16 protein-coding genes are annotated in these 18,112 nt (G+C 53.9%); 13 read left to right on the forward strand and 3 right to left on the reverse strand.

Annotated elements, in window-relative coordinates:
• The first annotated feature begins 73 nt into the window (after window positions 1–73).
• The 12 genes from M0646_RS03740 (at window position 74) to M0646_RS03795 (ending at window position 12,362) form a co-directional block, all read left to right on the forward strand.
• Complete coding sequence (locus M0646_RS03740; RefSeq protein ID WP_226972000.1) at window positions 74–484, forward strand: STAS domain-containing protein; 411 nt, start codon at window positions 74–76, stop codon at window positions 482–484.
• A gap of 54 nt (window positions 485–538) precedes the next feature.
• Entirely contained in the window at window positions 539–994 is a 456-nt protein-coding gene (locus M0646_RS03745) for a Mini-ribonuclease 3 (protein ID WP_149818294.1), read from the forward strand.
• Window positions 995–1,009: 15 nt separating this feature from the next.
• On the forward strand, window positions 1,010–1,480 hold the full coding sequence (locus tag M0646_RS03750) for an ATP synthase subunit I (protein WP_286626642.1): 471 nt from the start codon (window positions 1,010–1,012) through the stop codon (window positions 1,478–1,480).
• A 41-nt stretch (window positions 1,481–1,521) separates the two neighbouring features.
• Window positions 1,522–2,280 (forward strand): F0F1 ATP synthase subunit A, encoded by a 759-nt coding sequence (gene atpB / locus M0646_RS03755; protein WP_149818298.1) that lies wholly within the window; start codon window positions 1,522–1,524, stop codon window positions 2,278–2,280.
• Between the two features lie 73 nt (window positions 2,281–2,353).
• Complete coding sequence (gene atpE / locus M0646_RS03760; RefSeq protein ID WP_009767951.1) at window positions 2,354–2,602, forward strand: ATP synthase F0 subunit C; 249 nt, start codon at window positions 2,354–2,356, stop codon at window positions 2,600–2,602.
• A gap of 61 nt (window positions 2,603–2,663) precedes the next feature.
• A complete protein-coding gene (locus M0646_RS03765; RefSeq protein ID WP_206199672.1) occupies window positions 2,664–3,080 on the forward strand; it encodes a F0F1 ATP synthase subunit B' in 417 nt (138 codons plus the stop codon).
• Window positions 3,081–3,091: 11 nt separating this feature from the next.
• Entirely contained in the window at window positions 3,092–3,622 is a 531-nt protein-coding gene (locus M0646_RS03770) for a F0F1 ATP synthase subunit B (RefSeq protein WP_226972001.1), read from the forward strand.
• The gene (gene atpH, locus M0646_RS03775) at window positions 3,619–4,176 is read left to right on the forward strand and encodes an ATP synthase F1 subunit delta (protein WP_149818303.1); all 558 of its coding nucleotides are present in this window, start codon (window positions 3,619–3,621) and stop codon (window positions 4,174–4,176) included. The genes M0646_RS03770 and atpH overlap by 4 nt, the downstream gene beginning before the upstream one ends.
• Before the next feature lie 40 nt (window positions 4,177–4,216).
• Window positions 4,217–5,728 (forward strand): F0F1 ATP synthase subunit alpha, encoded by a 1,512-nt coding sequence (atpA, locus tag M0646_RS03780; protein WP_149818305.1) that lies wholly within the window; start codon window positions 4,217–4,219, stop codon window positions 5,726–5,728.
• Between the two features lie 175 nt (window positions 5,729–5,903).
• Complete coding sequence (locus tag M0646_RS03785) at window positions 5,904–8,435, forward strand: mannose-1-phosphate guanyltransferase (RefSeq protein ID WP_286626649.1); 2,532 nt, start codon at window positions 5,904–5,906, stop codon at window positions 8,433–8,435.
• 46 nt (window positions 8,436–8,481) lie between these two features.
• Window positions 8,482–10,440 carry a two-component system sensor histidine kinase NblS gene (nblS, locus tag M0646_RS03790; protein WP_206199677.1) on the forward strand — a complete coding sequence of 653 codons (1,959 nt, stop codon included), beginning with the start codon at window positions 8,482–8,484 and terminating at the stop codon, window positions 10,438–10,440.
• A 197-nt stretch (window positions 10,441–10,637) separates the two neighbouring features.
• Window positions 10,638–12,362 carry a ShlB/FhaC/HecB family hemolysin secretion/activation protein gene (locus M0646_RS03795; RefSeq protein ID WP_286649887.1) on the forward strand — a complete coding sequence of 575 codons (1,725 nt, stop codon included), beginning with the start codon at window positions 10,638–10,640 and terminating at the stop codon, window positions 12,360–12,362.
• Here the strand turns inward: M0646_RS03795 and trpA are convergent.
• On the reverse strand, window positions 12,359–13,153 hold the full coding sequence (trpA, locus tag M0646_RS03800; RefSeq protein WP_315863179.1) for a tryptophan synthase subunit alpha: 795 nt from the start codon (window positions 13,151–13,153) through the stop codon (window positions 12,359–12,361). The two genes, M0646_RS03795 and trpA, sit on opposite strands and share 4 nt — an antisense overlap.
• 93 nt (window positions 13,154–13,246) lie before the next feature.
• Between trpA and M0646_RS03805 the strand changes: the two genes are divergently transcribed.
• A complete protein-coding gene (locus M0646_RS03805; RefSeq protein ID WP_255451707.1) occupies window positions 13,247–14,527 on the forward strand; it encodes an FtsW/RodA/SpoVE family cell cycle protein in 1,281 nt (426 codons plus the stop codon).
• Here the strand turns inward: M0646_RS03805 and M0646_RS03810 are convergent.
• Both M0646_RS03810 and M0646_RS03815 read right to left on the reverse strand, forming a co-directional pair.
• Window positions 14,524–16,410 carry a PhoX family phosphatase gene (locus tag M0646_RS03810; RefSeq protein WP_149818316.1) on the reverse strand — a complete coding sequence of 629 codons (1,887 nt, stop codon included), beginning with the start codon at window positions 16,408–16,410 and terminating at the stop codon, window positions 14,524–14,526. The two genes, M0646_RS03805 and M0646_RS03810, sit on opposite strands and share 4 nt — an antisense overlap.
• A 109-nt stretch (window positions 16,411–16,519) precedes the next feature.
• On the reverse strand, window positions 16,520–18,112 hold the full coding sequence (locus M0646_RS03815) for an ABC transporter ATP-binding protein (RefSeq protein WP_286626655.1): 1,593 nt from the start codon (window positions 18,110–18,112) through the stop codon (window positions 16,520–16,522).

Consider the following 18,112-nt stretch of genomic DNA (forward strand, 5'->3'; position numbering starts at 1 on the left):
CAAACTTTTGTTGAGTTAGCGATCAAGTCATAGACAAGGATGCCACGTTTATCTATACTTGTTTTCTATCGTTTTGTGTGTCCAGTTATCGGCAAAGGAGGCTCTCATTTCTGAACCACTTGCCCTCACCCAAAGCCTAAGGGGTACCCGTGAGATTCGCGATAACTATCAAGTGTTTCGCCTGACGGGTCTCATTGATGCGTTCTCCGAGTCGGCCTTTCGCAAGGTCATTAGTAAGTGTTTTGACGATGGGCCTGCCAACGTCATCTTAGACCTTTCAAAAATTGAGTTTATTGACAGCTCTGGCCTCGGCATTTTGGTACAACTCGCCAAAAAAGCCCAAGAGCATCAGGGTCAACTGCAAATTGTCACCAATCCCCGCATCACCCAAACGGTCAAACTCGTGCGTTTAGAAAACTTTTTGCCCCTTCAGCCGGATCTGGCGACGGCGATCGCCCAAATTACTGGCGAAACCCATTCCTAAACATTCTGTTCCTGTGGCAGTAAAACCAAGGGGGGTCTCTTTAGCTGAAACGTCATGCTGGACTCTGCTGGATTATTGCCCCTTGTCCCCCCCAAAATTCCCGCCCATCAACTGCCACCGGCGGCTTTGGCCTACTTTGGCGACGCCGTTTATGAACTCTTTATCCGCTGGCTTTTTCTAACCCCGCCCCAACGCATCAATACCTACCACCGCCAAGTGGTGGCGCATGTGCGTGCTGAAAGTCAAGCCCGTTATATGGACTTCCTTTGGCAGCATTGCACCGAAACCGAACGCTCGATTTTTCGTCAGGGTCGCAATGCGGCTGCCGATGGCCCAAAGCGAGTTGCCGCAAAAATTTACCGCCAAGCTACTGGCTTTGAAGCCCTACTGGGATACCTCTACCTCACCAATCCTCAACGTCTACAGGAGATTTTTCAACTGCTTGAGCGGCACATTCGCAATGAAATGAACAGCAATATCGACGAAGCAGAATCCCGTAATGAAATGTAACCACTGCGTGATAGGATGCTTAGTGGCCAGTTCAAGGCATCCTCGGATGCTCCCTATTCTGCTGTGACTGTTCCCGATTCTGCTTCAGCACCCTCTGCGCCATCAACCATTGCCAATTCCCCAAAGAAGGGCGGCTCGATGGCCGAGTTTTATCAACTCTGTCGCGAATTATTCACGACAAGCCTCGTGCTGATGGCGATCGCCTTTGGAGCGGTTTGGCTGATTCACGGCCTGAACACAGCGTTGAACTACCTTTTGGGGGCAAGTGCGAGCCTAATTTATCTGCGGCTCCTCGCCCGCAGTGTGGAGCGCCTAGGAAACGACCAGAAAAAGCTGGGGAAAACGCAGCTCCTTGTCGTCGTGGTTGTGATTATTTTGGCAGCCCGTTGGCAAGAGCTACATATTATTCCAGTGTTCTTGGGGTTCTTAACCTACAAAGCCGCCATTCTGGTCTATATGTTTCGTACGGTTTTGCCGTCCCCTTAACGCTGGCTCACTGTAGTGCTTAGACAACCGAGCGCGGAGGCATGATGCCTTTGATACACCTTTGGACAGCTCTTCCCCTTGCCAAGTTGGAGGTGGGGCACCATTTCTACTGGCATATTGGCAACCTAAAAGTTCACGGTCAAGTCTTCATCACCACTTGGTTTGTGATGGCCATTCTGATTGCGGCGGCCTTTGCCGCCTCGCGGAATATCCAACGGGTGCCCAGTGGGATTCAAAATCTGATGGAATACGCGCTGGAATTCATCCGCGATTTGACCAAGAGCCAAATGGGTGAGCACGAGTACCGAGCTTGGGTTCCCTTTGTGGGGACACTGTTCCTGTTCATTTTTGTTTGTAACTGGTCAGGCGCACTGGTACCGTGGAAACTCATCGAACTACCAGAAGGGGAGCTAGCAGCACCCACCAATGACATCAATACCACCGTGGCCTTGGCTTTACTGGTCTCCTTGGCCTATTTCTACGCCGGGCTACGCAAGCGGGGGCTGAAGTATTTCACCAAGTACATCGAGCCAACGCCCGTCTTACTTCCCATTGCCATCTTGGAAGATTTTACAAAACCGCTTTCCCTGAGCTTCCGTCTTTTTGGCAACATCTTGGCGGATGAATTGGTGGTGGGGGTCTTGGTGTTGCTGGTGCCCTTGTTTGTGCCCTTGCCCGTGATGGCCTTGGGACTCTTTACCAGTGCCATTCAAGCCCTTGTGTTTGCCACCCTCGCAGCCACCTACATTGGGGAGGCCATGGAGGGGCATGGCGGCGAGCACGAAGAGGCTCACTCCTAAAAGGGGTACATACCCTGCTATTGTTATCTCTGGAAATTTTGTTTCGTCCTACTACGTCTCGAGGAAATCAACTATGGATCCGTTAGTCGCTTCTGCTTCTGTTTTGGCTGCTGCTCTGGCAATTGGTTTGGCATCGCTTGGGCCTGGGATTGGTCAAGGGAATGCCTCTGGTCAAGCCGTGGAAGGGATTGCGCGGCAACCGGAAGCGGAAGGTAAAATTCGGGGTACACTGCTGCTGACCTTGGCATTCATGGAGTCCCTGACCATCTACGGTCTGGTGATTGCGCTGGTGCTCCTGTTTGCCAACCCCTTTGCATCCTAATTAACCCCAGTGGGGGAGGCTTGGATGAGCTTTCCCCCGATCCCCCATTCTGGAGAGGCTGATGTTTGATTTTGATGCCACCCTACCCCTGATGGCTGTGCAATTCTTAATCTTGACCGTCATTTTGAATGCGCTGCTGTACAAGCCCTTGGGTCAGGCGCTGGACAATCGGGATGAATATATCCGAACCAACTTGCAGCAGGCCAAGGAGCGGTTGCAACAGGCAACTGAACTGGCTCAGCAGTATGAGCAGGAATTGGCCAGTACCCGTCGCCAAGCCCAAGCCTTGATTGAAGAGGCCAGAGCCGAGGCACAAAAAATTGCCACCGCCGAAATTGCTGAAGCACAGCAGGCCGTGCAGGCAGAGTTACTCAAGATTCAAGCAGAAATTGATCAGCAAAAGCAGGCGACACTGCAAGCGCTTGAGGGTCAAGTTGCCAGCTTGAGTGAACAGTTATTAGCGAAGTTACTGGCCTAGGAGTGTGGGTCATGGACGCAGTATTTTTATTGGCAACGGAAGAAGCGGGGCATTTTGGCATTAACACCAATTTGCTCGAAACCAATGTGATCAACCTTGCCATCATTATTGGGGTATTGGTGTATTTTGGGCGGGGCGTACTTGGCAAAACCTTGGGCGATCGCCAGCAACAAATTGCCACAGCCATTGCGGAAGCCGAAGAACGCCAGAAAGTGGCCGCTGCCCGCCTCGCCGAAGAGCAACAAAAACTGGCTCAGGCCAAGCAGGAGGCACAACGCATTCGCGAAGACGCCCTTGCCCGTGCCAAGGCTGCCAAGGAAGAACTCATTGCCCAAGCCAAGCGAGAAATTGAGCGCTTGAAGGAAACCGCTTCCCAAGATACCAGTGCCGCCACTGAGCGGGCGATCGCCGAAATTCGTGAGCGGATTGCTGCTATGGCACTTGCCGAGGCCGAAAACCAACTCAAAGCGCGTTTGAGCCAAAATCCAGACCTTCAACGCACCCTTGTTGATCGCAGTATTGCCCTACTAGGAGGCAAATGATGCAGACCACTGTCCGTGGTGAACTTGTTGAACCCTATGCCGAGGCGCTGCTGTCGTTGGCGCAAACCCACAACCTCATTGATCAGTTTCAGCAGGACACGCAGTTAATTCTGGAACTCCTTGCCAGCTCCAGTGAACTGCAACAGTTTCTTGCCAATCCCCTGATCAAGCCTGAGGCCAAAAAGAATGTGCTGCGGCAGTTGACAGTGGATAAGGTGCACGGCTACTTCCTCAACTTCTTAATGTTGCTCGTGGATCGGCGGCGAATTAACCTTCTTGGCCCTATTTGTGAGCAGTATCGTGCCCTTGTGCGCAAACTCCGCAATGTGGTCTTGGCGGAAGTCACCAGTGCTGTCGAACTCAATGACGATCAACGCCGTGCCGTGGTCGAAAAGGTCAAAGCCATGACCGGTGCTGCCGATGTGGAGCTTGTCACTGCCTGCGATCCCGAACTGATTGGTGGCGTGGTGATTAAAGTTGGCTCCCAAGTCTTTGATGCTAGTCTGCGGGGTCAACTCCGCCGCCTCAGTCTCACCTTGGCGCAAGCCGCTTAACGTCCCTTTGTAAACTGTTCAACCCTTGAGAGCGACTTCTATGGTAAGTATCCGACCCGACGAAATCAGTAGCATTATTCGCCAGCAAATCGAGCAGTACGAACAGTCGATCAAAGTCGATAATGTCGGTACTGTATTGCAGGTGGGCGATGGCATTGCCCGTGTCTATGGCCTCGACAAAGTGATGGCCTCAGAATTGGTGGAATTTGAAGACGGCACCGTGGGGATTGCCCTTAACCTCGAAGAGGATAACGTAGGGGTGGTGCTGATGGGCGATGGCCTCGGTATCGAAGAAGGCAGTACGGTGCGGGCCACCGGTAGAATTGCTTCCGTGCCTGTGGGTGAAGCGGTCATTGGTCGGGTCGTGGATGCGCTGATGCGCCCCATTGACGGCAAAGGGGAGATCCACACGACGGCAACCCGCCTGATTGAATCCCCTGCCCCCGGTATTGTCCAGCGCAAATCTGTGTGTGAGCCGTTGCAAACGGGGATTACGGCTATTGACGCCATGATTCCCATTGGTCGTGGTCAGCGAGAACTGATCATTGGCGATCGCCAGACCGGAAAAACGGCCGTTGCCATTGACACAATTCTGAACCAAAAAGGCCAAGATGTGATTTGCGTCTATGTGGCCATCGGTCAAAAAGCGTCCAGTGTCGCTCAAGTGGTGAACGTGCTGCGGGAGCGGGGTGCACTCGATTACACGATTGTGATTGCCGCTAACGCCAGTGATCCAGCCGCTTTGCAGTATCTCGCTCCCTACACCGGTGCCACGATTGCTGAGTACTTCATGTACCAAGGCAAGCACACCCTCGTCATCTATGACGACCTCTCCAAACAAGCGCAAGCCTATCGGCAAATGTCGCTGCTGCTGCGCCGTCCCCCCGGTCGTGAAGCCTACCCTGGGGATGTGTTCTATCTCCACTCCCGCCTGCTGGAGCGTGCCGCCAAACTCAACGATGCCCTCGGCGGTGGCAGCATGACGGCGCTTCCTGTGGTTGAAACCCAAGCCGGTGACGTGTCTGCCTACATTCCCACCAACGTCATTTCCATTACCGACGGTCAAATCTTCCTCTCCTCTGACCTCTTCAACGCTGGCTTGCGTCCTGCCATCAACGCGGGGATTTCCGTGTCACGGGTGGGTTCTGCTGCTCAAATCAAAGCCATGAAGCAGGTGGCTGGCAAACTGAAGCTGGAATTGGCGCAATTTGATGAACTGCAAGCCTTTGCCCAGTTTGCCTCTGACTTGGATAAAGCCACCCAAAACCAACTGGCACGAGGCCAACGCCTGCGGGAAATTCTCAAGCAGCCCCAGTACTCACCCATTCCGGTGGAATACCAAGTGGCAACCATTTACGCCGGTACCAATGGCTACCTTGACGACATCCCCGTTGAGGCAGTGGCCAAGTTTGTTGCCGGTCTGCGGGACTACCTACACACAAGCAAGCCCGAATACGGCGAAATCATCCGCACCACCCAAAAACTGGATGAAAAAGCTGAAGCCTTGCTGAAAGAGGCGATCGCCGAATACAAAGCTGGCTTTACTGCCTAGGCGCGATCGCGTTATATCATGCTCTGAACCTGCCCTCTACCCAGGGTAGGTTTTTTTATGCCTAGGCTACTCTCAAGTGTCAAAAATCATTGCAGTTTCCTGAAGCCATCCCCCTGAGCCTGCCGTCCTCTCCTACACTGGGATCCTAGGGCGAGGTTTGACAAAGGAGAAAACAGTGCGTGTCGTCCTCATGGCCGGGGGAAGTGGTACTCGGTTGCGTCCCCTCACCTGTGATCTACCTAAGCCAATGGTGCCGGTGGTCAATCGTCCCATTGCTGAGCATATTCTCAATCTCCTACGCCGCCATAGCCTTGATGATGTGGTCATGACATTGCACTATCTCCCCGATGTCGTGCGCGACTATTTTGGCGATGGGAATGAGTTTGGGGTGCACCTAAGCTATGTCGTTGAGGAAGAGCAGCCCCTTGGCACAGCAGGTTCAGTCAAAAACATTGCCAATTTGCTAACGGATCCTTTTTTGGTGGTCAGTGGCGATAGCATTACCGATATCGATTTAACCGATGCCCTCCGTTTTCACCAGCAGCACGGTGCTCCCGTAACCCTGATCCTTGCCCGTGTACCTCAACCGAAGGAGTTTGGCATTGTCTTTACTGATAGCGATGGTCGCGTGCGGCGGTTTCTCGAGAAGCCCTCAGCGGGGGAAGTCTTTACGGATACGGTGAATACAGGCATCTACATCCTCAGCCCTGCTGTCATGGACTATCTCAATAGCGGCATCGAGCGGGATTTTTCGCGGGATTTATTCCCGTTGCTATTGCAGGCGGATGTGCCGATGTATGGTTATATCACCGATGCCTACTGGTGCGATGTCGGTAGTCTGCAAACCTATCAACAGGTGCAACAGGATGCCCTCTATGGCCGCGTGCACTTGGAAATTCAGGGGCACGAAGTTCAGCCGCAAATTTGGGTAGGGCACAACACCACATTGCCGCAAACAGTTCAGCTACAGGCGCCGCTAGTCTTGGGCAATAACTGCCGCTTTGGTGCGGGGGTCACCCTTGGGGCAGGGACGATCTTGGGAGATAACGTGATTGTTGGTAATGGCAGTCGGTTGCGCTCAGTGGTGGCTTGGAGTGGCTGTTTTATTGGGGATGACAGTGAATTAGAGCACTGCATTTTGGCTCGCCATGTCCATGTCGATCGCCATGTGAGGGTGCACGAAGGGGTAATTATTGGCAGTCGCTGTGTGGTCGGGGAGGAAGCTAGCCTCAGTCAGGGGGTGCGGCTTTGGCCGGGCAAACGCATTGAAGCGGGTGCAATTGTCAATGAAAGCCTGATCTGGGGCACAACGGGGCAACGCTATCTCTTTGGCCAGCGGGGGGTAGCCGGTGTGGCCAATGTGGACATTACACCGGAGTTTGCTGTGCGGCTGGCGGCCGCCTATGCTTCAATCCTTGAGCCCGGAACTAGTGTGCTGGTGTCGCGAGATCAGCGCAATGTGTCGCGGATGGTGTCCCATGCTCTGATGTCGGGTTTGATGTCGGTGGGGATTCATGTCCTCAATTTGGAGGCGATCGCCCTACCGATTGCCCGCTTTGCTGCCCAAACCCTTTCAGTCAGCGGCGGAATTCATGTGCGTGCCCATCCCGATCGCGCCGATCAACTGTTGATTGAGTTTTTTGACCATAAGGGCATCAACCTGAGCAAAGCCAAAGAGCGGCAAATTGAAACCGCCTACTTCCGCGAAGATATTCGCCGCGCCCTACTTACGGATGTCGGTGTCATGACCCATCCCAACAACTGCGTGGCCGCCTATGCCCAGGGCTTTGAAAAGTGGCTAAATACCCAACTGTTTTATGGTAGCGCCGCCAAAATTGTCATTGACTATGCCTATGCCGTTTCTGGGGTTGTCTTGCCACAAATCCTCAGTAAGTTTGGCTGTGATGCCGTTGTTCTCAATGCCACCCTGCACCCAACCCCCCTCAATATTCTCGAGCGACAGCGACTCCTGCGGGAACTGGGACAGGTGGTGACAGCGCTATCTGCCAGTTTGGGGGTGCAAGTCTCCGCCAATGGTGAACGGTTGACCTTAGTGGACAATGCCGGTCAGGTGTTCAGTGATCAAGAACTCACAGCGTTGATGACCTACTTGATCCTCTTGACCCATCCGGGGGGCACTGTCGTGGTGCCGGTCACAACTTCTAGTGCGGTGGAGGCGATCGCCCATCAACAGGGCGGACAAGTGATTCGCAGTCGCACCAACCCCACTGATCTCATGGAAGCCTGCCAACACCACAGCGGTGTGGTTCTCGGCGGTTCTGCGGAAACGGGATTTATTTTCCCACAACTGCATCCGGGATTTGATGCCATGTTTACGATCGCCACCCTGATCGAACTGCTGGCACTGATTGGCAAACCCCTCACCGTCATGCGCCAAGAACTGCCCCGCGTCCACTACTATCATCGCCCGATTCGCTGTCCTTGGATTGCCAAAGGGTCATTGATGCGCCACTTGGTGGAAACCCATCCCCGCAATCACTTGAGTCTCATTGATGGCGTCAAAATTGGTGAACCCAATACTGACCACTGGGTACTGATTCTGCCCGATGCCAGTGAGCCATTGGTACACCTCTACGTCAATAGTCCCGATGCCACTTGGAGTGAGCAGATGCTGCAACGCTATAGCCGCCGCATTGAAGAGTTTGCCCGCTTGGAACCCCTCTCAGATGCCACAATAAAAATGTGAGCAAAATCCCGTAGAATCAGGGAAAATTTTTCGTACGTTAGGCGCAATGGTGGTGTTGAAAACCGAGAAAACCCAAGGGGACTTGAGCGATAAATTGCGGGGCATTGCCCGTTGGTGGTCGGAATTCAAAATTCAAACCCGCCTCATGGCCACAGCAACCCTCGTGGTCTCGATCATCATGAGTGGTTTCACCTTTTGGGCGGTGAATACCATTCAAACCAATGCCCACCTCAATGACACCCGCTATGGCCGCGATTTGGGGTTGCTCTTAGCTGCCGATGTGGCGCCCCTCGTGGCCAAGGGGGATACCGCCGCTGTTGCCGAATTTTCCCGTAAGTTCTATGAGCGCAGTGCCAGTATTCGCTACATCCTTTATGCCGATCCCGATGGCGAAATTTACTATGGCCTCCCCTACTCTGCCCCCCAAGTGGAAAGTGCGCTGACCCTGCGCCGCCGTATTCAACTGCCGGACACCTACCGTGCCAGCCAAGAACCCCTTGTGCGCCAACACCAAACCCCCGACGGCCTTGTGGCCGATGTCTTTGTGCCATTGATATTTAATGATGAAAATCTAGGAGTTGTGGCTTTGGGCATTAATCCCAACCAAACGCTTATTGCCTCTGCCAATCTCACCCGTGATCTGACCATTGCCGTGTTTGTCTCCCTCTGGATCATGGTGATCTTGGGCGGAGTGTTCAATGCCCTGACCATTACCCAACCCATCAAAGAGTTGGTACAGGGGGTGAAAAACATTGCCGCAGGAAATTTTAAGCAACGCATTAACCTGCCCTTTGGTGGTGAACTGGGGGAGTTGATTGCTAGCTTTAATGACATGGCAGAGCGGCTTGCTTCCTACGAAGCGCAAAACATTGAAGAACTGCAAGCGGAAAAAGCCAAGCTGGATACCTTGGTTTCCACCATTGCCGATGGGGCAATCCTGTTGGACACTGACATGCGGATTATTTTGGTCAACCCCACGGCTCAACGTCTCTTTAATTGGGAGGGGATGAATGTCATTGGTCAAAATGCCCTGAACTGTTTTCCGGCGCCGGTGTGTGAAAAACTCACCTGTCCTCTCTACAAAGCCTCCAAGGGCGAATCGGAAGGGGGAGAATTTCGCGTCACGCTCCAAGAACCCAGCTCGCGATCGGTACGCATTTTGCTGACAACGGTTATGGATGTGCAACGGGAAAAACCCAAGGGCATTGCGATTACGATTCAGGACATCACCCGCGAGGTGGAACTCAACGAAGCCAAAGCGCAATTGATTAGCAATGTTTCCCACGAATTGCGCACACCTCTATTCAATATCAAATCGATCATCGAAACCATTCAAGAGTACGGCAGCAGTCTTAGTGAAAAAGAGCAGCAGGAGTTTCTGGAAACCGCGAATCACGAGACCGATCGCCTGACTCGTCTTGTGAATGATTTCCTCGATATTTCTCGCCTCGAATCGGGTCGCCCCTATCAATTTGGCTCGGTACAGATGGCGCAGGTGATTGATCAGATCATGCGCACCTACCAACTCAATGCTGCCAATAAGTCCATTACCCTCACTGCCGAAGTGGAAAACCCCTTGCCACCGGTTTGGGGCAACTACGATCTACTCATTGGTGCCCTCACTAACTTGGTGGGGAATGCTTTGAAGTTTACCCCCGAAAATGGACGGGTAACCATTCGTGCCTATGTCTGGCATCCCCCCAGCGATCCAGAGCAGGAACGGGTGCGCATTGAAGTCGCCGACACGGGTATGGGCATTGCCCCAGAGGATCAACCCCGCGTCTTTGAACGGTTTTTCCGCGTTGAGAATCGCGTGCATACCCTAGAGGGGACAGGGCTGGGGTTGGCCATTGTCCAAGATATTATCCACAAGCACAATACACAAATTCATTTAATTAGTGAATTGGGGGTCGGCAGTACCTTTTGGTTTGATTTGGCCATTGATGAATCCGCCCTCGTTAATAACCCTGATGGCACTGCTGAAACGGCACTTCCCCCCGCTTGAAACAGGTTCGGAGTCAGTGTTGATGGGGGCGATCGTTGCCAACAACCACAAATGATCCGCTAAAATCTGAAGGCAAGAATCAATAACTCCTCACGCCGATGGTTCCTTGGGCTTGACCCTCAGGAAAAGAGACAAATTTTTGTATTGATTTTGCTGCCCTATCTAAAACCAAATAACTAAGCATTGGGGTTGAGGACGTGAAAACAAACTTATTTGCACCCGTTGCCCTTCTCTCTGTTCTCGGCAGTACGGGAGCGGTGTTACCTGCTTTAGCGATTCCAGTTATCACCCCCACCCAACAGGATATTCAGCCCCCCCTACCGGAACCACCCCCTCTACCCTCCCCTTCGCCACCCGCTCTTGAACCGCCCCCTTCACCCCCTAGCCCAACCCCCGAGTCAGAAAATGTTTTAATACCTGTACAAAAAATTGTTGTTGAAGGCAGTACTATCTTTGGGCCTGCGGAATTTGATCCGATTATTAAGCCCTTGGAAGGGCGTCAGGTGACGCTTGCGAAGCTACAAGGCGCTGCCGATGCGATTACAAAACTCTATCTTGAGGGGGGCTATTTGACCTCTCGCGCCGTTTTAGGCGAGCAGGTGGCACGGGATGGGGTAATCACGATTCAAGTGCTTGAAGGCCGCCTAGAGGACATTCGTATTGAAGGGAATAAAGGAATTATCCAACGCTATATTCGCAGTCGTATTGCCCTCGGTGCCGGCGTGCCCCTCAACTCCAATCGTCTGGAAGAGCAGTTGCGCCTGCTGCGAACGGATCCTCTCTTTGCCAATCTTTCTGCCAGTCTGCGACCCGGCACGACGCCCCAGGACAGTATTTTGGTGGTACGGGTGGTACCTGCCCGCTGGTTTAATGCTGCTTTTGGTTTGGATAACAATACGCCGCCAGCGATCGCCCCGGATCGGGCCACGGCCTTTTTGGGATACAACAACCTCAGTGGTCGCGGCGATAGCGTCTACGGTTCCTACGCCATCGGTAATAACCTAGGCACGTTTGACTGGGGAGCGTCCAACACTGTGGAGTTTGGCTACAGTCTGCCCCTCAATGCCATGAATGGCACACTCACCATTCGCACCGTACAAGCAGACAGCGAAATTACCCGCCCCCCCGCCCTTGCTGGCTTGAATATTCGCAGTGAGTCTTCTATTTACGAAGCCAGTTTTCGCCAACCGGTGATTCGCAATATCCGTGAGGAACTAGCCTTTGGCATTGGCTTCCTGATGCAGTCGGCACAGACTTTTGTTTTGGGAGTGCCAACCCCCATTTCCATTGGTTCTGATTCATCGGGCTATAGTGCCACCCGAGTGCTGGAAGTGAGCCAAGAATATATCCGCCGTGATCCCCAAGGGGCATGGGTCTTTCGTTCGCAGTTCAACTTTGGCCTGCCGATCTTTGGCGCCACCGAAAACCCCAGTCCAACCCCTGATGGTACTTTCTTTAGCTGGCTGGGACAGGGACAGCGGCTGCAACGCCTCTGGGCAGATAACTTCTTGATTTTGCGTACGGATGTGCAACTGAGTCCCAATAGCCTGCTCCCCTTTCACCAATTTGTCATTGGTGGCCCCCTGTCGGTGCGGGGTTACTCAACCAATGCCCTCTCTGGGGATAATGGCCTGCGGTTCTCTGGGGAAGCCCGTTTTCCCGTACTGCGCACTGCCAATCGTCGCCCAATTATTTCCATTGGGCCCCTGTTTGATCTGGGGGTGGTCTGGAACAATAGCCGTAATCCTGCGGGTGCAGTGCCTAACAATGTGATTGCCGGTTTAGGCATGGGACTCTTGGTGCAACCAACACCCAACTTAGACATTCAGTTCCAGTACGCGGCACCATTGATTGATCTGCCCGGTCAAACCCGCAGTTTGCAGTCCGATGGCATTTACTTTACGTTGACGGTGCGTCCCTAGGGCGTATCGAGGGCTGTGCGGAGTGACTGACAAAACTCGGCGACAGCGGCAACTCCCTGCTCTGGTTCTGCCAGCCGTTTGACAAAGGCACTACCAACAATGGCAGCATCGGCGCCCCAATCGCGCACTTGACGGGCATGCTCTGGACTGGCAATGCCAAACCCGACACCAATGGGCTTGGGAGTGATCTGGCGTAGGGTGTGCAACAGTTCCTGAACCCGAGTGGCCATTTCTTGGCGCATGCCAGTGACACCCGTGGTGCTGACAAGGTAGATAAAACCTTGGGAGGCGGTGGCGATCGCCTGCATCCGTTCGGGCGATGTGGTGGGCGCAATCAGTAGTGTCAATTCCAAGCCTAGATGCGCTGTTTCTGCAAGAACGGGTTCTGCTTCCTCAAGGGGCAAATCCGGAATCACTAAGCCCTTGATCCCGGCTTGGGCAACGGCTTTCAGAAATGAAGAGACCCCTCGATGGTAGATGGGATTGTAGTAGGTAAATAAAATGAGTGGTGCCCTCAGTTGGCGGTGTAAGTCCGTTGTCATTTCTAAGACTGCCTCGAGGCGAGTTCCCCGTTGCAGGGCGCGGGTAGCGGCTGCCTGAATCACGGGACCATCGGCCAAGGGATCGGAATAGGGCATTCCCAGTTCAATCAAATCTGCACCATGGGCATCTAAGGCCTTGAGGGCAGCAACCGTCGTTTCTAAATCAGGGTCACCGGCAGTCAAAAAGGGAATCAGGGCACAGCGTTGGCGGGCACGACATTGCTCAAAGCGTTCAGAAATTGTAGGCAAAGTCACAGGCAGTCGCTCTAAAAGATGCATAATAATTGTGCCAGATTAGATACTGTTCCTATAGTGGCCGATGCCAGTGAGGGTCATCTAAGCGTGAGTTGGTGGCGTTTTCTCCCCTTTGGCGATCGCCTGCGGCGCAGCGAAGCGGTTGGCGACCTGCGGCAGTGGACCCTAGAAGCACGATTGCTCCACTGGTTGACCCTAGTGTGGATTGGTCTTGGCTTGGTCGTCCTCTTTTCCGCTAGTTTTCCCGTCGGTTTGGCCGAAACAGGGGATGGGCTGTACTACTTTACGCGCCAGTTGCTGTGGCTTGCCCTTGGCTGGATAGGCTTTCAAGTGTTTCTGCGGCTGCCGCTGCGGCGATCGCTCCAGATGGCCATTCCAGGTTTCTTTTTGTTTCTGCTGCTGATCTGGGCAACACGCCTACCGGGGGTCGGGACAACGGTGATGGGCGCCACCCGCTGGATTAGTCTTGGTCCTTTTCAACTCCAGCCCTCGGAAATGATGAAGCCTTTTTTAGTCCTGCAAGCCGCTTGGGTGTTTAGTTCTTGGCGGCGGCTGCATCTCAAGGCACGCTGTTTTTGGTTAACGGCCTTTGCCCTGACGCTGCTGGGAATTTTAATCCAACCCAACCTCAGCACCACCGCCCTCTGTGGCATGACATTGTGGCTGATTGCCCTTGGGGCAGGTTTACCCTTGGCGCCCCTACTGTTAACAGCCATGAGTGGCTTGGGCTTGGCAGTCCTCAGCATCAGCATTAACGAGTATCAACGGCGGCGGGTGATGTCCTTCCTCAACCCTTGGGCGGATGCGATGGGGGATGGCTACCAACTGGTGCAGAGTCTCTTGGCGGTTGCTTCGGGGGGCGTTTTGGGCACGGGCTATGGCTTTTCACAGCAAAAGCTCTCCTATTTGCCCATCCAGCACACGGATTTTATTTTTGCGGTCTATGCCGAGGAAATGGGGCTATTGGGGTGCCTCTTGCTCCTAGGACTGCTGGCGGCCTACGGTTGGCTGGGAATGCGGGTGGTGAATCAGGCGCGGGATCCCCTGATCCAGCTCATTGCCTTGGGGGCAACGGTGATCATGCTCCTACAGGCCCTGATTAATATAGGTGTCGCCATTGGTATCCTACCGACAACAGGATTACCCTTTCCCCTCTTTAGCTATGGCGGTAGCTCAATTATGGCCAGTATGGCGATCGCTGGCCTGTTGATTCGCTGTGCCCGTGAAGGACAGCAGGCAGAGGTGATTGCCTTCCCCGCTGCCACAAACACTCGCGCCAAAACGTCTAGAACCCACCGCCGCCGGGCTGCCCCAGTCGTACCCCTGCGTCCTGAAGGGATCAATCGCTATTCTTCCCGCAAGCCCTAGGCTGACACTTCCCGGCCATCTGAGCGCCATACAGCAATGACGGCAGGCCGAGGCACGACCACCTCTTCTCCATAGGGCCAGCGTGTTGGCAGATCAGCTGTGGATTTTGCCCCTTCCCCCGGATGCTGAATAGCACAGAAGAAGGTTTGATAGTCACTGCTAAATTCAGGGCCACAAATTTCACAGCCGGGCACGCCAGAGAGGAACATCTTCAGTTCGCGGCGCTGCGGATTGAGGACATAAACGCCATCATTTTTGCCCAAGCGGGTTGATCCGCCATTGCCATCGGTGGCAATCCAGACATTGCCGGCGCGATCGAAGGTCAAGTTATCGGGGGCTGAGATTGGCGGTACCTCTGCGTTGGTGGGTTCACCATACAGCACTAACTGGCGGTTTTTCTCTGGGGCGGAGGGATCTCCACAAAGCAAAGGTAAACGCCACTGAAACTGCAAGGCGGTTGGGTTATTGCCCTGCTCAATCATTTCAATCACATGCCCCATCACATTTTCAGGACGCGGGTTGGCGCCATCCGTGGCCTTAGCCTTCCGTTTCTCGTTGTAGGTCAGCGCCAGCCAAACACTTTTGGTGACCGGATTCCACTCGAAGTCCTCGGGTCGATCCATTTTTGTTGCCCCTAGGGCATCAGCGGCGGCGCGGGTGTAAATAAAACACAGGGCAGGATCCTGTTGGAAGGCTGTGGGCAGATTGGGGTTGGGGGTAATTGTACTGCCCTCAACGCGGGCGATCGCTCGCCATTCACCCGTCAGATCGTCATTAAAGCGAGCAACGTACAGTTCCCCTTCATCCAACAGGTTCAAGTTGGCGGCGCGATCGTTGGCTTGGTACTTGCCCTTGGTAATGAATTTGTAGGCATACTCAAAGCGTTCATCATCCCCCATATACACCACAACTCGACCATCGGGGGCAATCACCGTTGTCGCCGCCTCATGGCGAAACCGTCCTAGGGCTGTGCGTTTAATGGGGGCGCGATCCGGAGAAAGAGGATCCACTTCCACAACCCAGCCAAAGCGAAAGGCCTCTTGGGGTTCCTTCGCGATGTTGAAGCGATCTTCATAGAGATAAAAGCCATAGCGATCGGCCCGCTCATTGGGAATGTCATAGCGCTTATGCAGCTCCTTCACCATGCCCGTGAGGTTGCTATCACTGCCGCCAAAATAGCTATGGAAGTTTTCCTCGCAGGTGAGTACCGTGCCCCAAGGGGTTTTGCCCGCTGCGCAGTTATTGAGGGTGCCATTCACCCGTGTCCCCGTGGGATCCGCAGCCGTTTTCAAAAGGGCGTGGCCTTTAGCAGGGCCAGAAATCTCACAGGGCGTTGAACCTGTGATTCGGCGGTTGTAGGGCGAGGCTTTCACATATTGCCAGCCACCATTGGCGTTTTTGGCAATCTCGACAATGGAGAGTCCATGGGCCTCCCGCTGGAGTGCGGCTTGCCATTGATTGGGGCGATCGCCCACGGTTTGAAACATGAGTTCGGGATTGGTGTATTCATGATTCACGACCAGCAAATGCTTGCCATCGGGTGTGGTCTGATAGCCAACAAAATCACAGTTGTAGCCAAAGCACTGCTGCTGCCGCTGGACATCGGCTGCGGTGACTGTTTGGTGAATGCGATTCCAATTCAAGTTTTCACCACCATCGAGGGCATCGCCCCAGCGAATCACGACGCCATGCTCAAAGCCCTCAGGCAGCGTAATTTTATCGTCGGTGTTGGGGTAAATCGTTGGAAAGCCTAAAGCCGGTGCAGTGGCACACCCCTTGGTCAGGGTTGCAAGGGTTAAACCCGCCGCGCCAAAAAGAGCAGTTTTTAGTACGGTGCGTCGGCTTAGGACACGGGGTAACAGATCACCAAAATATTCAGCCATGAAGCGTATCTCGTTCCAAATTCATCCACTGTGGGCAGCCAGTTCCTAAACTTTAGGGAAGTTGGGTTAGGGTTTGCCTAAGAAATGGGGGAAAAATGGTTAAGATACGCTACAGAGCAGCGGCCAGCAATTTTTGCGTGTAGGGATGCTGCGGCTGGGCAAACAATTGGGCAGTGGGAGCCAGTTCAACGATCTTACCAGCGTACATGACGGCAATGCGATCGCAAAAATAGCGGGCGATCGCCAGATCGTGGGTGATAAAGAGATAAGTGAGTTGGAATTGTTCCTTTAACTGTTGCATCAGCGCCAGCACCTGGCGTTGGATATGGGCATCGAGCATACTCACTGGTTCATCACAGACCACCAGTTGGGGATGGGTAATCAGGGCACGGGCGATCGCCACCCGTTGGCGTTGTCCCCCCGACAGGGCATGGGGATAGCGATGAACATACACTTCACTGGGGGTTAATTCCACCTGTGCCAGCATCTCGCGTACCCGTTCTTGGGCAGCCTCTTTGGCCATCAGCCGATGAATTAGCAGTGGCTCCAGCAAGTTTTGCCCTACGGTCATTTTGGGATTGAGGCAGGCATGGGGGTCTTGGAAAATCATTTGCAGATCGCGGCGGACTGGGCGCAGTTGTGCCGCTGGTAATTGAGTTAAATTGCGCCCCAAAAAGACCACTTCACCGGCGTTGGCGGGAATCAGTTGCAGAATCAGGCGCGAGAGCGTACTTTTACCACAGCCGGATTCGCCCACAAGGCCAAGGGTTTCTCCGCGGCGCAACGTTAGATCGACGCCATCAACCGCTCGAATCGTGGTTTGCGGTTGTAGCCATCCCCCCAAGCGGTAGTGCCGCTGTAAATTGTGAACCCGCAGCAGTTCTGGGGCAGTGTCCAAGGGTGGGGTTTCTTTAGGGGTGAGTTGGGTGGCCGCAAGTAGGGACTGGGTATAGGGGTGGTGGGGCTGTTGCAGCACTTGACGAGCCGCTCCCAGTTCAACAATCTTGCCTTGGTGCATGACCGCAAGGCGATCGCAATACTTGGCCATCAATGCCAAATCGTGGGAAATCAGCAGCAGTCCCCGCTGCTCCGCTTGGCACAGGCGCGTGAGTTCATCGAGAATTTCCGCCGCGACAGTCACATCTAGCGCCGTTGTCGGTTCATCAGCAATGATCAGGGGTGGGTTCAAGAGCAACGCAAGGGCGATCGCCACCCGTTGACGCATCCCGCCACTAAACTCATGGGGATACTGATGCAGGCGATTGGCCGAAATTTTCACCCGATCCAACACCTCAACAATGCGCTGCCGCCGTTGGGAGCGACTCCAAGCAGAGCAATGACTCCGCAATAGCTCATCGCAGTGGTCATAGACGCTCATGAGGGGATTGAGGCGCGTCATCGGATCTTGAAAGACCAAACCAATTTGCTCGCCCCGCAGTCGCCGCAATTGGGAAGTGGTCAGCCCCAAAAGGGATTGCCCCTGAAGGGCGATCGCCCCAGCAACTTGGGACCCCGGCGGCAATAATTGCAAAATGGCCTTACCAATCGTGGATTTGCCACAACCCGACTCCCCCACTAAGCCAAACCGCTCCCCTGCGGCCACACAAAAAGAAACACCATCCACCACGCATGTTGCAGCAGATGATGTCTCCGTTGTAGGGTAGGCGACCCGCAGTTCCCTGAGTTCTAAAAGAGTCGCCAT

Origin of the sequence: Thermosynechococcus sp. B3 (assembly GCF_030323045.1) — a bacterium.
Lineage (GTDB): Bacteria > Cyanobacteriota > Cyanobacteriia > Thermosynechococcales > Thermosynechococcaceae > Thermosynechococcus.

Excerpts from the sequence above, each read along its gene's own strand:
- atpB (WP_149818298.1), top strand. The coding sequence starts at position 1,522 with ATGATGCCTTTGATACACCTTTGGACAGCTCTTCCCCTTGCCAAGTTG.
- atpH (WP_149818303.1), top strand. The coding sequence starts at position 3,619 with ATGATGCAGACCACTGTCCGTGGTGAACTTGTTGAACCCTATGCCGAG.
- atpE (WP_009767951.1), top strand. The coding sequence starts at position 2,354 with ATGGATCCGTTAGTCGCTTCTGCTTCTGTTTTGGCTGCTGCTCTGGCA.
- atpA (WP_149818305.1), top strand. The coding sequence starts at position 4,217 with ATGGTAAGTATCCGACCCGACGAAATCAGTAGCATTATTCGCCAGCAA.
- nblS (WP_206199677.1), top strand. The coding sequence starts at position 8,482 with ATGGTGGTGTTGAAAACCGAGAAAACCCAAGGGGACTTGAGCGATAAA.
- M0646_RS03810 (WP_149818316.1), bottom strand. The coding sequence starts at position 16,410 with ATGGCTGAATATTTTGGTGATCTGTTACCCCGTGTCCTAAGCCGACGC.
- M0646_RS03750 (WP_286626642.1), top strand. The coding sequence starts at position 1,010 with ATGCTTAGTGGCCAGTTCAAGGCATCCTCGGATGCTCCCTATTCTGCT.
- M0646_RS03745 (WP_149818294.1), top strand. The coding sequence starts at position 539 with ATGCTGGACTCTGCTGGATTATTGCCCCTTGTCCCCCCCAAAATTCCC.
- M0646_RS03765 (WP_206199672.1), top strand. The coding sequence starts at position 2,664 with ATGTTTGATTTTGATGCCACCCTACCCCTGATGGCTGTGCAATTCTTA.
- M0646_RS03815 (WP_286626655.1), bottom strand. The coding sequence starts at position 18,112 with ATGGCGACTCTTTTAGAACTCAGGGAACTGCGGGTCGCCTACCCTACA.
- M0646_RS03770 (WP_226972001.1), top strand. The coding sequence starts at position 3,092 with ATGGACGCAGTATTTTTATTGGCAACGGAAGAAGCGGGGCATTTTGGC.